Annotated in this window: 11 protein-coding genes and 1 pseudogene; 4 read left to right on the top strand and 8 right to left on the bottom strand. The window is 51.6% G+C overall.

The window, feature by feature from the left end; all coding sequences use genetic code 11:
• Window positions 1–279: 279 nt before the first annotated feature.
• From fumC to HRU10_10360, 6 genes and pseudogenes are all read right to left on the bottom strand, one after another.
• Complete coding sequence (fumC, locus tag HRU10_10385) at window positions 280–1,671, bottom strand: class II fumarate hydratase (protein NRA27640.1); 1,392 nt, start codon at window positions 1,669–1,671, stop codon at window positions 280–282.
• Between the two features lie 74 nt (window positions 1,672–1,745).
• A complete protein-coding gene (locus HRU10_10380) occupies window positions 1,746–2,168 on the bottom strand; it encodes a hypothetical protein (protein ID NRA27639.1) in 423 nt (140 codons plus the stop codon).
• A gap of 43 nt (window positions 2,169–2,211) precedes the next feature.
• On the bottom strand, window positions 2,212–5,322 hold the full coding sequence (locus HRU10_10375; protein ID NRA27638.1) for an error-prone DNA polymerase: 3,111 nt from the start codon (window positions 5,320–5,322) through the stop codon (window positions 2,212–2,214).
• Between the two features lie 40 nt (window positions 5,323–5,362).
• A pseudogene (locus HRU10_10370) lies at window positions 5,363–5,672 on the bottom strand (PIN domain-containing protein).
• On the bottom strand, window positions 5,662–5,892 hold the full coding sequence (locus HRU10_10365) for a hypothetical protein (GenBank protein NRA27637.1): 231 nt from the start codon (window positions 5,890–5,892) through the stop codon (window positions 5,662–5,664). The pseudogene HRU10_10370 and the gene HRU10_10365 overlap by 11 nt, the downstream one beginning before the upstream one ends.
• Before the next feature lie 53 nt (window positions 5,893–5,945).
• Window positions 5,946–6,641 (bottom strand): YggS family pyridoxal phosphate-dependent enzyme, encoded by a 696-nt coding sequence (locus tag HRU10_10360; protein ID NRA27636.1) that lies wholly within the window; start codon window positions 6,639–6,641, stop codon window positions 5,946–5,948.
• 270 nt (window positions 6,642–6,911) lie between these two features.
• On the opposite strand from HRU10_10360, the gene HRU10_10355 reads away from it, so the two are divergent.
• The 3 genes from HRU10_10355 (at window position 6,912) to HRU10_10345 (ending at window position 11,042) form a co-directional block, all read left to right on the top strand.
• Window positions 6,912–7,433 carry a GNAT family N-acetyltransferase gene (locus tag HRU10_10355; protein NRA27635.1) on the top strand — a complete coding sequence of 174 codons (522 nt, stop codon included), beginning with the start codon at window positions 6,912–6,914 and terminating at the stop codon, window positions 7,431–7,433.
• Between the two features lie 184 nt (window positions 7,434–7,617).
• Window positions 7,618–8,616 (top strand): DUF115 domain-containing protein, encoded by a 999-nt coding sequence (locus tag HRU10_10350; protein NRA27634.1) that lies wholly within the window; start codon window positions 7,618–7,620, stop codon window positions 8,614–8,616.
• A gap of 110 nt (window positions 8,617–8,726) precedes the next feature.
• Window positions 8,727–11,042 carry a response regulator gene (locus HRU10_10345; GenBank protein NRA27633.1) on the top strand — a complete coding sequence of 772 codons (2,316 nt, stop codon included), beginning with the start codon at window positions 8,727–8,729 and terminating at the stop codon, window positions 11,040–11,042.
• Window positions 11,043–11,161: 119 nt separating this feature from the next.
• Here the strand turns inward: HRU10_10345 and HRU10_10340 are convergent, their stop codons facing one another.
• Both HRU10_10340 and HRU10_10335 read right to left on the bottom strand, forming a co-directional pair.
• Window positions 11,162–12,880, bottom strand: a complete 1,719-nt coding sequence (locus tag HRU10_10340) for a response regulator (GenBank protein ID NRA27632.1) — start codon at window positions 12,878–12,880, stop codon at window positions 11,162–11,164.
• An 82-nt stretch (window positions 12,881–12,962) separates the two neighbouring features.
• Entirely contained in the window at window positions 12,963–14,045 is a 1,083-nt protein-coding gene (locus HRU10_10335; protein NRA27631.1) for an exosortase/archaeosortase family protein, read from the bottom strand.
• Window positions 14,046–14,141: 96 nt separating this feature from the next.
• Here HRU10_10335 and HRU10_10330 point away from each other — a divergent pair, with 96 nt between their 5' ends.
• Window positions 14,142–14,642: an HIT domain-containing protein gene (locus HRU10_10330; protein NRA27630.1), complete on the top strand. Its 501-nt coding sequence runs from the start codon at window positions 14,142–14,144 to the stop codon at window positions 14,640–14,642.
• Window positions 14,643–14,644: the final 2 nt, after the last annotated feature.

Here is a 14,644-nt window from a genome sequence, read left to right as displayed (position 1 = left end):
TTCTTTTTGACCACAGATCGCACGGATTTGCACAGATTATATTTCAGGAAATTGAGGTCTTAGACCAATCCGATATTCGTGATGGCTCTGGCGCAATAACAGCCAACCATCCTTTGACCATCGACCAAAGGATACTCAAACACGCCGCCTAGCGCACGGCATTATAATATCTGTGCCCATCTGCGTTATCTGTGGTTCAGATTATTTTGACCACAGGTTGCACGGATTTACACAGATTCGCGTTGGGTAGCTTTTACCAATCGATCGTGTAGGATGTTATTAGAAAGACCCGATCATATCGCCGGGCACCACCCACGCGTCGAATTGTTCTTCGGTGAGAAGCTTGAGGGCGAGAGCTGCTTCTTTGAGTGATGTGCCTTCGGCATGGGCTTTTTTGGCGATCTTCGCTGCGTTGTCATAGCCGATGTGGCGGTTAAGCGCAGTCACAAGCATCAGCGAATTGCTGACATGCTCGCCAATGCGCTCAAGGTTGGGCTCGATACCCACGGCACAGTGATCGTTGAAGGCTTGGCAGGCATCACCGAGGAGAGTGGCTGACTGCAAGAAGGCATTCACCATGACAGGTTTGAAGACGTTGAGCTCAAAATGTCCGTTCGAGCCAGCGACGGTGATGGTCGTATCATTCCCCATGACTTGAGCACACACCATCGTGATCGCTTCACATTGAGTAGGGTTGACTTTGCCTGGCATGATTGAAGAGCCAGGCTCGTTGGCAGGAATGACCAGCTCGCCGATTCCTGAGCGCGGCCCCGAGGCCAGCATGCGGATATCGTTGGCAATCTTCATGGTGCTGACTGCTAAGCGCTTGAGCGCACTGTGGGCTTCGACAATGGCGTCGTGTGCGGCGAGCGATTCAAATTTATTGGGAGCAGTCACGAAAGGCAGCCCGGTGAGGGCCGCGATCTGTTCAGCTACCTTTTCAGCATAGCCCACGGGTGAATTAATCCCAGTGCCCACAGCGGTGCCACCGAGAGCCAGCTCAGCCAGGTGAGGCAGGGTGTTTTCGACGGCTTTCAACCCATGATCTAGCTGGGCGACGTAGCCAGAAAACTCCTGACCGAGTGTGAGCGGTGTGGCATCCATCCAATGCGTACGGCCTATCTTAACCACGTTCTTCATAGCCTCGGACTTCGCTGCCAAGGTATCCCGCAGTGTCCGCACCTTAGGCATGGTTTGCTCGATCAATATTTTATACGCTGCGATGTGCATCGCGGTGGGGAATGTATCATTCGACGACTGTGATTTGTTGACGTCGTCATTGGGGTGAATGGCGCGTTCGCCCTCACCCAATGCGTTCCCCTCAAGCACATGGCAACGGTTTGCTACCACTTCATTGCTATTCATGTTGGACTGCGTGCCTGATCCGGTCTGCCAGACAACGAGCGGAAATTGGTCATCTAACTCACCAGCGATGATCTCGTCGCAAGCTTTTGCTATTAAGTCTGCCTTTTCCTGTGGCATAACCCCTAGCTGTGCGTTGGTGAGGGCAGCAGCCTTTTTGAGATAACCAAAGGCATGGATGATTTCGATCGGCATCGACGCAGCCGGTCCGATCGGAAAGTTCTTAATTGAGCGTTGGGTTTGAGCGCCCCAGTATTTGTCCGCAGGGACGTCGACGGGGCCCATAGTGTCATGTTCAGTCCTAAACATGCCGCGAACTTAGAACCTTCGTGCGGGGAGTCTAGCAGCGACTTCGCTTTTGCAGCGATTTTGTCATGAAGTGCCTATTCCCAGATCTGAGCGGTCTCGGGCTTTACTTTCAAATGCTGTATCGTTTCCACGGCCCCGTCTCTGAAATACACCTCTAAAGTCTCCCCATTTTCTACGCGCATCAGCACTGCGTCGTAGGTCGAACGAAAGCGCACCGAAAGCATTTCGCTCTCTTCTAGATTCCCGAGAAAAGTCCATAGCTCAGTGCCATCTTTGGGCTCAGGCGGCATCGCTATGTCGGGGGCCTCACGCGGCTTACCCAATGCAATATACACAGCCACTCGTGGATCACCTATGCGCACCCATCCACTTAATGCACGTTGTCGTGTCGAAGCATCGAGCGCATTGAATTCCCGAGCATACTGCCGGGCCCGGTGATCCTGGGTGGTGCCACAAGCAGTAAGAAGCAGGCAGAGTGGAATGAGATGGCGTAGCATTGTTTACCGATCTGATGGTTTAGAACACATACATGGATTTGATTCAGCGAAAGTCGTGGGAGGCTCCAGCAGGTAAGTCGTCGGCCTTCAGGGGGAGGATGCGTTTTGCCTTAAGGTGGGTCGTGCCATCGGCGTGTTGGATAACACCGTGAATGAGCAGGAAGGGTTCGGATTTAATGAGGATGCGTTTCTCTTCGAAGAGTTGAGGGTAGACAATGCTATTGGAGACACCGGTTTCGTCTTCGAGACTGATAAAGACCACACCTTTAGCCGTGCCAGGGCGCTGGCGGCAGATGACGGCTCCAGCGGTGGCAACGAATGTGCCATTGGGCACTTCAGCGAGAGCAGCGGCAGTCTTTATGTATTGGGGCAAGGCAGCTCGGATGCGCTTCATAGGATGGCTACCCGTCGTCACTCCAGTAGATGCAAAATCAGCCTGAACACGCTCCATGAGACCCATCTCAGGGAGAGGGCTGGCATGATAGTCAGCAGATTCTTCAGCAACCAGGGCAAAGAGATCATCCTCAGCTGCGCTATATGACTCGACTTGCCAAAGGGCAGCGCGGCGATCACCAGAGAGTTGATTGAGCGCCCCGGATTCGGCAAGGACGCGCAATTCGTCTTTGCACAAGCGACCACGGCGACAGAAGTCTGCAACGTTCTCGAAAGGCCGTGCTTCGCGTGCTCGCAAGAGAGATTCGATAGCCTTTTTCGAAACGCCACTGAGCTGACACAAGCCAAGTTGCAGCGTTTTGTTATTTATGATGCCCGTCTCCCACGTTGAGTTCACCGCACAGGGGGCTCGAAAACGCAAACCGTGACGACGCGCATCCTGGATTAAAGTAGCCGAGGAATAAAAACCCATGGGTTGGTTATTCAGCAGGCCTGTGTAAAACTCAGCTGGGTAATGCGTCTTTAGGTAGGCACTTCCATAGGCCAAGGTGGCAAAGCTAATAGCATGTGACTCGGGAAAACCATAGAGGGCAAAGGAGCTAATAGCGGCGACCACTTCCTCAATGACATTGGGCGCTACCTCATTTTTTTGTAACGCTGCTCGAAGCTCATCTTGAACGCGGTCCATCAGTTTATCCGAGCGATGAAAACTCAAAGCTTTGCGCAGACGCTCGGCCTGCGATCCTGAGAAATTAGCCATTACCATGGCCATTTTGAGCACCTGCTCTTGGAAAAGAGGTACGCCAAGCGTACGCTCCAGAACAGGTTCAAGGCGTGCATCGATGTAGCTCACATCCTGCCGTCCTGCACGGCGCTCCAGGTAGGGATGAGCCAGATTGCCGACGATAGGCCCTGGGCGAATGATCGCGACTTCGATGACCAGGTCGTAAAACGTGCGCGGCTTCATACGCGGCAAGGTCGCCATTTGAGCACGGCTCTCGATCTGAAAAACACCGATCGTGTCAGCACGTGTCATGAGCGCGTAGGTCTCGGGATCGTCGGTGGGAATTTGAGCGAGATCCACGGGGTGCCCGCGCTCCTGAGTGAGCGTAATCGCATCTTGGATGGCAGCCATCATACCGAGACCGAGCAGGTCGACTTTTACAATGCCCATGGCATCGCAGTCGTCTTTGTCCCACTGCACGACAGAGCGCCCTGGCATCGAGGCGTTTTCCAACGGTACTACCTCGTCGAGTTGCCCTTGGCAGATCACCATACCACCCGAGTGTTGGCCTAGATGGCGCGGTAATCCGTAAAGCTGTTGGTAAAGCGTAACAAGGGCTGGCGCACGCGGGTGGTCACTACGGATGCCGGCCTGTTCGAGTTGCTCTTCGAGTTCCAGCGTGTGTGGATAATCACCACTGGCGTAAAGATCAGCAAAGCGGCCCACGAGCTCCTCAGGGAAGTGAAGCACTTTACCCAACTCGCGCACAGCACTGCGTCCTTTGTAAGTGATCACGTTGGCTGTCATGGCTGCTCCGGTTCGACCATAGCGCTCATAGACGTGCTGAATAACTCGCTCGCGGCGATCGCCACTCGGTAGATCCAAGTCGATATCGGGCCAAGATTTGCGACCCTCACTTAAAAACCGCTCAAAGAGAAGCTTACCGCCGATGGGATCGCACGCAGTGATGCCCAAGCTGTAGCAGACCGCACTATTGGCAGCACTCCCCCGTCCCTGCACCATTATATTCTCCTGCTGACAGTAACGGACGAGATCCCAAACAATCAGGAAATACCCACTAAAACCCAGCCGCGTGATGAGATCGAGTTCGTGGTCCAATTGCTTTTTGATACCCGGGGTTATCACGCCGTAACGGCGCTGTGCTCCGGCATAGGTCGCGCGGCAGAGGAACGCATCCATCGAGTCTCCTGCTTCAACCGGAAACTCAGGAAATTCATAGCCCAGATCGTTGAGTGAAAACTCAAGCCGCTCGGCTAGGCGGACAGACTCGGCTACAGCATCGGGCAGGTCAGCAAACATCGCCGACATCTCCTGAGCGGAGCGAATGTGGCGCGTGGCATTTTCAGCTAATAAGCGGCCGGCAACGTCGAGATGCGTATGGTGGCGCAGGCAAGTAAATACGTCTTGGATACGACGCCCATCTTGCTGCGCATAGGTCACACCATTCGTCGCCAGGAGGGGAAGCTGGTTTGCCTCAGCGATTTGTTTAAGAGCGCGGTTGGCTAAGTCCTCATCGCGCACTTGGTGTCGTTGGATTTCGACGTAGACTTGATCTTTCGGAAAGATGCGACGGATGCGTTGAAGCCCTGCGTTCATGCCAGCTTCGCGGTCATCCGCCCAACCCTGAAGGAGGGGGCCATCCCGATCACCGGTGAGAGCAATCAGGCCCTCAGTGAAGTCGGCCAAGTGATTCCAAGTGATCTGGCTCTCGCCTTTGGCAGCCGTCAATTTACTCTGAGAAATGAGTTTGCAGAGGTTGCGGTAACCCCGGCGGCTCTGGACCAATAGCGGCAACACGGTGTCATCCTCCATGGTCAATTCCGTGCCAACGTATGGGCGCACCCCTACTTCCTCCGCTGCGGCATGAAAACGCGGCGCACCATAGAAGCCATCGCGATCGCACAGGGCCATTCCTGGCAAGCCGCGTTCCGCAGCACGCTTCGCCAGCTCATCCGGCTGCGATGCTCCTCGGAGAAAACTAAAAGCACTGCGGGCATGGAGTTCGATGTAGTTCATGGCCTTAGCTTGGATACCGTGCTGAGCACTGATTGCCTCTTTAGATAAATGGATTCACTACGCCGACAGTGCCATAAGTCTGTCCGCTATTTAAGTCTTCCGTATAGAGGGTTTTCGCTTCGAGCTTTTCAGCGGCCGCAAGAATAGTCTATAAACACCACAGATTTTTCAGCTGAAAGCGGTATTGCAAACTTGCGTGTGACAGTGACGTAGAGCGCCTGTAATACCTGGGTAGAAATTCCGAAGTTAACGATCTCGATGACCTCTAATGCCCGCGCTTGTTTGGAGCCTGCAGTAGATTCCAAAGCATAAACCAGGATGTTCGTGTCTAAAAAGAAGTCAGCGTTCATGCAGGCTATTTCGAGTCCAATCTTTGGATCCCACGCGCGCCTCAGAACCTTCACACAACGCGACCAGTTCTCTACGAGCCTCATCTCTACGTGTCTCCTGACTGATGAGATCATTTAGGAAATCCCGAATTAACTCACTCACAGACGTGGACTGCTCGGCAGCAATGAGCCTCGCTTTAGCTAGTGTATTTTCGTCCACGCGCAGAGTCAGATTTTTCATACTGCGCAAATTATGTGCATCTTGTGCGGCATCAATAGAGGCATAAAGAAAGCTCACCCACGCTTCCCGTAAAGCGCCGAGCCGACGCGGATTTGGGTGCTACCGGCGGCGATAGCGTGCTCGAGATCACCGGTCATTCCCATGGAGAGTTCGTTAAGGGGGATGCCGAACTGAACGGCCAGAGCATCGCGAGTGATGCGGAGCTGATCAAAGCAAGCGCGGGCCACATCGAGATCTTCATCAAGCGGAGCGATCGTCATAAGACCTTCGACAGAGATGTGCTCCAGCCCGAGGGCAATCTCTAAAATAGCTGGGGCCTCGGAACAGAGGATACCGTGTTTGTTGAGATCTTCCCCGGCGTTGACTTGGATGAGGATGCGTTGGCGTTTTCCCAGCTCAACTGCGAGGCGGTCGATGCGGCGGAGTAGTTTCTCAGAGTCGACCGTCTGGATACGAGCGCAGTGTTCGACAGCGGTTTTGGCCTTATTGGATTGAAGGTGCCCGATGAGTTCCCAATCCAGGGTGACGTCGGTTGCTTGAGGCTGTTTTTCCAAAACTTCCTGTACTCGGTTCTCGCCCACCGCCACAAATCCAGCCTGAGCAGCAAACAAAGCCGCGTCGACAGGATGGGTCTTAGTGACTGGCAGGATCGACACACTCTCGACACTGCGTCCGTGATCGGCGCATGCTGTAGCCACCCGTTCTCGGATAACAGCGACGTTTTGTTCAAATTCAGAATACATGATCATGCGTTCACTATTATGGCTTTTGGATGAATTTCCAGCAGGAATTGTCCGAAAGCAACCTCTGTCCCAAATTGTTTCGAGATCTGAAGCCAGATTAGGCCGCGTGGACAAATTGAAATAGGGAAAATAAGCTTTCAGCTCGAATTGAGACGATAGGCTCCTAATTATGCGCATTGATGAGAGCTACCTTTCTCCTACATGCTTGTATCTCTTTGGATCTCAGGTCTAAGACACGGTGCCCTCCTGAAATCCGCAAATTGATTTCATTTTCCGATGAAAGATTCTGTTAATTTCCAGGTAATTCCTTTCCGAGGCGAACATGCTGAGGCTTTTCGCGACCTGAACCTGGCTTGGATCCGTGCCTATTTTGCAGTCGAAGCCGAGGACGAGATACAGCTCGCAGATCCAGGTGGCTACTATATACGCGATGGCGGTCAGATCTTTATCGCCGAAGATACCTCAGGTGTTCTAGGCGGAGTCGCACTCCATCGAGAAGATCCACCCATCACTTGGATAAAAGACGATTCGGAAGACTCCGTGTTCTCTCATGTATTTGAGGTCTCAAAGATGTGCGTTCGTGACGACACGCGAGGTCGCGGTATTGGACGAGCATTGATGGCAGCGACACTGAATCATGCCAAAGAGATCGGCGCTGAAGAGCTACACATCGTCTCGAACCGAGTCCTCAAGCCAGCGCTCAGCCTCTATCAATCGGTCGGTTTCGTCGAAGTACCCATTCCCGAGGATAATGTATTTGGCCGTGGCGATATCGCACTTGCTTTGCGGCTGGTGTAGCCATCGAGAAAACGCTCTGAGAGGAACTCCGATTTGCCTCTATCATGAAGCATAAATCCTCACTTACTCTTTACGCATTTATTTGTTAGGAAATGCGGCGGGGCGAGCCGGCCTTATTGATAAAACATTATGACCTAAAGTGGCATGGGTATTCTGCGAATTTTATTTCCAGAGAAACACCCACATGAACGCCACACGCCAAGTAGTCATTTTCGGATCCGGTCTCCGGGGGAAGGAAGTCCTCAATCAGCTTCCTCCGAGTGATCAGGTGCTGTTCTTTGTAGACAACGAAAGTGCACTTCATGGGCAGACCGTATCGGGACATCCGATCTATCCGGTAGAGGTATTGGCGGAAGCAGAATTCGATACCGTTGTCATCGCTACGCGAGGTAACCAAGCTGCTTACTGCCAGCTTGTTGAAATGGGTATCGATCGGAATAACATTATCTCGCCGCTGATGAGTGAGGATAACCTCGACCGACTTTCCAACCTACGGAATGCCCACAAAGGAGACACCATCTTCATCGTCGGCAACGGCGACAGTCTGTCTAACGAAGATCTTGAGCGCATCGCGGACACGGGCCACCCATCCATAGCATTTAACGACATTTTTCAGCGGTTCAATCAAACCTCATTCCGCCCATCTTATTACGTCGTAGAGGATCCTATCTTTGCCCGGGAAAACCCGCACCAAATCCTTAACATGAAGCATGTGACGAAGCTCTTCCCTGAGCAAATCATCGGCACATTTCCTCCGGCTGACGACATTGTATATTATGGGCTAAACGAAGAAATCAGCCCAACAAGTTCATCCTACTTCTCAGAATCCCCCCTCAATTTCGGATTTGGTGCCACCGTAGTATATCCAGCCCTACAGCTTGCGGTCTATATGGGCGCCCGAAAAATCTATCTGGTTGGCATCGACTTCACTTGCGGCGACTTAGAGGCCCTACCACGCGAGCTCAGAGCGATTGCTGCCAATGGCTGTGCCACTGAACGCATCTATGGAGAGTGCCGCAAAGACGAACACTGGGTAGAGGCACATCAGCGTTACGCGATCAAGGCATTCCGTACGGCACAGCGTTTCGCGGCATATCGGGGTATTTCGATCATGAATGCCTCGCGCGGTGGTCAGCTGGAAGTCTATCCACGCGTGCGTATCGAAACGATACTGCAACACTAGATAGGCTGGAATCTCCTTATCTTAGCTTGGCGCTAAGGAACGAGGCCATATGACCGATTTATCGAGTATGCGTTGCCCAAGCTGCCTACGCCCATTCGTCACAAGCCTGTATGTCTGAAGCCATCAAGATTCTGCTAGTTGAGGACGATGTTATGTCGTCCCAATACTACAAGAAGATGCTAGGCAGCCGTGGTTACACCGTCTTGCCTCCAGCGAGCAATGGACTGGAAGCCCTCAAGGCTGCTCGAGAGATCCGGCCAGACTTGGTAATCATGGACATCAACATCGAGGGCGAGATCGACGGGATCGAAACGGCATCCCGGCTCAAGAGCGAATTTAATGTCCCCATTATTTACGCGACGGGCAGCTCTGAAGAAGAGATAATTACCCGGGCGAAATCAACGGCCGATGCCTACTTACTCAAGCCATTCACACGACGCGATCTGCTGATCACCATCGATGTGGCTTTGGCAAAAAAAGAGGTGGAAGGGCGGTTGCGCGATAGTGAGGCGCGTTTGGCCACGATCCTGTCCAGCATCGGGAATGGAGTCATAGCGGCAGATGCGTCGGGAAAAATCGTTTATTTCAATGACAGTGCTGAGGTGATTACGGGTGTGATCCTAGAGAAGGCGTTAGGCCAAGGCCTGGAGTCAGTCATCGAACTACGTGATCCCATGACACGGGAGCGGGTCTCGAATTTCTATGAAAATATCCCCGTCCTACATCACACGGCTAACATCCCCCACGCTGAGTTAATCACTCAAAGCCAGACAAACCGTCATGTATCGGTACAACTTTCCCCGATTTTTGGAGAAGACGATATGCCTAACGGCCAAGTCTGCGTGATCGTCGACATCACTGAGCAGATGGAGAGCGATGACCAACTCCGCACGCTGGGACACGCCCTTGAGTCTATTAACGATGCAGTCCTCATCACCGATGCAGCAACCGATGAAGACAACGCGTGCCCGATGGTGGTTTTTGCGAACAAAGCATTCGAACGCATCTTTGGCTACGAGACAGAGGAAATCCTCTACGCTCCGCTTTCGCAGCTTTACGGTACAGACACAGATCAATGCTTCATCCGTAACATCCAAGATGCGGTGCATGCGAACCACTCGTTCTCCCTAGAGGTAAAACTTCAACATAAGTCGGGCGATCCAATCTGTGTCGAGGTGAGCTTCTCTCCAGTAGATGACTTCTCTGGAGGAGTTTCAAAATTTGTGGCGATCCTTCGCGATGTAACCCATCTTAGACAACTCGAAGAAGGCGTCAGGCAAAGTCAAAAGATCGAGGCAGTGGGGCGCCTCGCTTCGGGCATCGCACACGACTTCAACAATTTGTTATCTGTCATCAATTCTTATTCTGACCTTCTCATGGTTAAGTTCGATGATGACGACCCGACGCGAAAGCACCTCGAACAAATTTTTCTAGCCGGCCGCCGGGGCTCAGACCTGGTGTCAAAGCTCATGGCGTTCAGCCGTAAGGAGACAGACGACACGCAGCACATCGATCTCTGCTCGATTCTTCACGATATCGAGGGCATCCTAACACGAGTCGTTCGCGAAGACATCCAGCTATCGATTAATATTCGGACTCAATCTGCACCTACACTTGCAGAACGCTCAAGTGTGGAACAAGCCATTGTGAATATGGTGGTCAATGCCCGCGACGCTATTACAGCAATCGGCGAAATATCTCTCACGCTGGACACTGTTGAGATGACCGAAAAAGACTTTGCTTCGGAGAAGAATTGTCCACCCGGTCACTACCAACGTATTGCAATCAGCGATAATGGCTCTGGAATCGACGAAGGTACTCTCGAGAAAATCTTTGATCCGTTTTTCACCACCAAAGACATCGGAAAAGGCACCGGACTAGGTCTGTCCTTAGTTTACAGCCTGATGAAACGAATCGGCGGAGATATCCAGGTAAAATCCACTCTCGGCGAAGGCACTCAGTTTCTTCTCTATTTCCCCGAGGTACTCGAAGTGGATTCGACGATCCGACCAATTGAACATGAGACACCCATCAATGAGGAGGAATTGACGAAGGCGAACGGCGAGAAGATTTTAATCGTCGAAGACGATCCGATCTTTGGAGATTGTATATCCAGCCTCTTGAGCCTGCGCGGCTACGATGTCATCTCAGCTGAGAACGGAGTCGACGCGATAGAACGCCATCAATCCGAATTTCCCGAACTATCGCTCGTGATAACCGATGTCGTCATGCCTAAAATGTCTGGAGTCGATCTGGCCCACAAGATCCTTGAGACAAAAAGTGACGCTAGGATCATATTTATGACGGGCTATGACGAAGATCTTGAGACTCAGTACGACTTACCCAAAGCATCGCTTATTCTCCAAAAACCTGTCTCGTTAAAAAAGGTTCTCGAGATTGTCGGTGAGACTGTCGGCGGTAACTAGCTGGTGAGCTCATTAGGATAATTTACGTCAGTGAATTAGCGCAATGCGACACCGCCCGTTTACTAAGCCAAACGCCAAGAATCCAAATGAATAAATCCTAGGCTTTGTGAATGCGGCGTTTACTGCGTGGCGATTGGATCCTTCACCGATTGAAGTGCTTTCTGCAAGACCGATAATTTAACTGGTTTTGAAATAAAACCTTTCATACCAACTTCACGACATGCGGCTTGCGTGGCTGTCGTCACTGCGGCGGTGAGTGCGATGACGACAGGGCGGTCTTCTGGATTGGGAAAACGGTGGAAAATCTCTCGTGCCGTATCGATGCCATTCATATTGGGCATATTGATATCCATGAGTATCACATCGTAATGGTTCTCTTGAAGTTTCTCCAATACTTCACAGCCGTCTTCAGCAACGTCGCCTTTTAGCCCCAGTCGACCCAGTAGCAATTGGGTTACTTGCTGGTTTACCTTGTTATCCTCGGCGATGAGAATTTGCAGGTTCTTTGTGGAAGTCTTCTCAGTTTCGACGTTGTCGTTACCACGGGATTTTTTGAGCTCGTTGGTTATTGAAAGCGGTGACCGCGCAGTGGCGAGTCGATCAAAAAGCGCAGCCCCTGTAACCGGCTTTGGTAAAATCGCCGTGCGCTGTAATACTTCGTGACCACGCACACGCTTCCATGCAGTGGGTGAAGCTACAGTTACTAGTCGCGCCAGGAGGGTTTTCAAGTTTTCGAAGTCCCGGTCTTGATCCACACCGCGACCCTCCCACATGTCTGCGTCGATAATCAGGGCCGTTTCTTCAGACCAAGCTTCAGCGCTCGCGTCTTTGAACATCTCAGCCAATTCAGGATAAGCCTTAACCTGGACGTCAGCTAATTGGGTCAATGCACTCAAAAATTCACGATACGCTTCGCTCTGGCTGACAATGGCCACGCGGACCAGGCCTTTGAGATCAATCGATGGGCGTTCACCCGCCACGTTTGAAACGGGCACCTTGAATGAAAATGTGCTCCCGACGTATTCCTCACTATCTACCCACATGCTTCCGCCCATAATCGAACAAATGCGCTGACTGAGGTAATTGCCGAATCCACTGACAACAATCTCCCCCTGGTCTCCATCGTCAGCAACGACCGGGTTAAAAATCTCTTTGAGGTGCTCTTTCGAAATACCGATTCCAGTATCCTTGACCGAAATTGTGAGCTCAGCTTCGGACTCTTCAAGGCTTTCAAAGCCAACAGTGATGGAAATAATACCACGTCGCGTAAACTTCACTGCATTCGCGAGGAAACTATTCAAAATCTGAGCAATGTGCTCGGCATCCCCATTTAAGCGGTGTGGCACAGATTCATTGAGGGTATAAATCACCTCCACCGCCTTATTGCCCAGAGGCGACCATTGCTGGCCGACAGCTGACTCTACCAGTTCTCTCGGATCAAATTCACTTTTTACCGAGCTTTCTAGACCACTTTCGATCCTTGAGAATCTTTGGATATCATCGAGCAATGCGGAAAGGTTATCATTACCAAGACGAATCATCCTCACCAACTGCTGTTGATGACGATCTAGATCGCTTTCTTCTACCATGCCGATGGTACCCTTGATCGCGTTGAGCGGCGTCCGCATTTCATGAACAATCCGTAGTAGAAAACGGTCCATGGGAAACTCCGCATTCTGCTGTTCATCAAACTGATCAAGACGGTCTTGCAGTCCTATCAAATGATCGCGCAGCTCAAGGTTTTCGCCCGCGACAGCTCGGGAACGTTTATGAAAGAAAGTTGCCAGCCCGAGTGCGGTGATTAGGCATGTGAAGGTCAGTGCAAAAGCAAACGTCATAAGCTCCTGCATATTCGCCCAAGCCAATATCATCTTTAAGCAAAGCGCGAAATAACAGTTTTTTATTGCAAGTTACGCGTCCTCAGGATGCGGGATTTGTGCCATCCATGTCATCTTGCTCGTCGTCGGACCATTCGAGACGCAACTCGAAGATTGGGAGCAAAATAAGTAGGCCGATACAGGTCAGTCCCAGTACGGCATATCCGGCCACATCGTGGACCAATCCTTCGATAGCATCCGAGCCATAGGCATAGGCCCAGCCAGTCAGAAACAAGGACCGCAGAATATTCGTGAAAAAAGCTAGGCAGAGTGCAGCTATGATAAGCAGGCACTTTTTTAAGAAACTGCGCAGGAAGACCGCTCCCAAGAAGGATCCTGCAAAGAGACACGCAGTCATTGAACGAATTCCGGAACACGCGTCTTCGACTCCTACCTGACCCTTCGGCAACACTAAAATATTACCCTCGCGCACCATCGCGAATCCTAGGAAGTCAAAAATTCCAAACACGATCTCTGTCACGCGAGCCAGCAGGAACAAGCTGATCCTATTTTCCACGACACTCAGTAACGGAGCAGAGATAATCCAGATGAAAGCTGGAAAGATAAAGACGCCAACTGTCCGCATCCTTTCAGCCCAGGCAATACGTGTGCCGTGCACTGTCTCGTCTGAGAAGAAATATACGAGCGACAACATCACCCATGCGGCACCCCAAGAAATCGATAGCGAGGCCGGGTTTTGAGGGGCCTGCAAAGCCCTAAGCAGCGCCCCGAAAGCAAAACTGACTACTCCGAGTATTAAGGCACAGATAAAAATAAAGCTCACCAATTTTTGCCCCCACTCGGGAACGCGTCCTAATAGACCCTTTTCGACCTTAAGCCATTTCGACGAATCATCGGGGTCAGTACGATGCAGATGGCCGGTGTCGAAGACGGTCTTTATACGCGCCCAACGGTCGTAGATGACAAAGCCGACAAAAAATGGCACCAAGTATCCAAAACTGTATTCTTCATCAATTCGCCACCAATATAACTGGTCATAGATAATGAAACCTACAAACGCCAACATGACAAAGGTCGCATACCGCGTCATATCTGGCAGTGAAGAGAAGGTGACACGCGCTCCTGGGATTTCACTCGCTTTCGGAACAGGGGTGGATTCAGCCATAGGTTATAGATTCCCGGGGATCAGACGTGCAAATTGTCGTTGAGTTGCTCAATGCGCTCATAAAACTCCTTCGAGAGATAGAAAATTTCAAGCCTCATGAATCATCTGCACGCACACTGGCGCATGGAATACGTAGCTGCCCCCAAGGACAGCAAGGGTGGAGCGGACACGTTCAGCTGTATGTATGGAGAAAATAATGACGAGGAAAACCTCATCCTGCATCGGGGTCCTCATACATTCATTATCATGAACAAGTATCCCTACAACGCTGGACACCTGCTTGTTTTGCCGAATCGCCAGGTTGCCCAGCTCGAAGACCTTTCTTGCGAGGAACGGACAGAGATCATGGAACGCATTATGCATGCGAAGGCCATCCTCTCACAAGCGCTCAATCCACACGGCTTCAATGTCGGCTTTAACCTTGGCCATTCCGGCGGCGCCGGAATTCCTGAGCATCTTCACGCACATGTTGTTCCTCGATGGGACGGCGACACAAACTTCATGCCGGTGTTGAACGAGACTCGCGTTCTGCCCGTTTCCCTTCAAACTCTCTTCAAGCGTATGAAACCTTTTGTAGAGTCCACAGATACCGTTTGACC

The sequence above is a fragment of the Opitutales bacterium genome, assembly GCA_013215165.1.
Lineage (GTDB): Bacteria > Verrucomicrobiota > Verrucomicrobiia > Opitutales > JABSRG01 > JABSRG01.
This window is presented reverse-complemented; position numbering and strand designations above follow the sequence as displayed.

Coding starts and splice junctions, on each gene's coding strand:
- fumC (NRA27640.1), bottom strand. CDS start 1,671: ATGTTTAGGACTGAACATGACACTATGGGCCCCGTCGACGTCCCTGCG.
- HRU10_10380 (NRA27639.1), bottom strand. CDS start 2,168: ATGCTACGCCATCTCATTCCACTCTGCCTGCTTCTTACTGCTTGTGGC.
- HRU10_10375 (NRA27638.1), bottom strand. CDS start 5,322: ATGAACTACATCGAACTCCATGCCCGCAGTGCTTTTAGTTTTCTCCGA.
- HRU10_10365 (NRA27637.1), bottom strand. CDS start 5,892: ATGAAAAATCTGACTCTGCGCGTGGACGAAAATACACTAGCTAAAGCG.
- HRU10_10360 (NRA27636.1), bottom strand. CDS start 6,641: ATGATCATGTATTCTGAATTTGAACAAAACGTCGCTGTTATCCGAGAA.
- HRU10_10355 (NRA27635.1), top strand. CDS start 6,912: ATGAAAGATTCTGTTAATTTCCAGGTAATTCCTTTCCGAGGCGAACAT.
- HRU10_10350 (NRA27634.1), top strand. CDS start 7,618: ATGAACGCCACACGCCAAGTAGTCATTTTCGGATCCGGTCTCCGGGGG.
- HRU10_10345 (NRA27633.1), top strand. CDS start 8,727: ATGTCTGAAGCCATCAAGATTCTGCTAGTTGAGGACGATGTTATGTCG.
- HRU10_10340 (NRA27632.1), bottom strand. CDS start 12,880: ATGACGTTTGCTTTTGCACTGACCTTCACATGCCTAATCACCGCACTC.
- HRU10_10335 (NRA27631.1), bottom strand. CDS start 14,045: ATGGCTGAATCCACCCCTGTTCCGAAAGCGAGTGAAATCCCAGGAGCG.
- HRU10_10330 (NRA27630.1), top strand. CDS start 14,142: ATGAATCATCTGCACGCACACTGGCGCATGGAATACGTAGCTGCCCCC.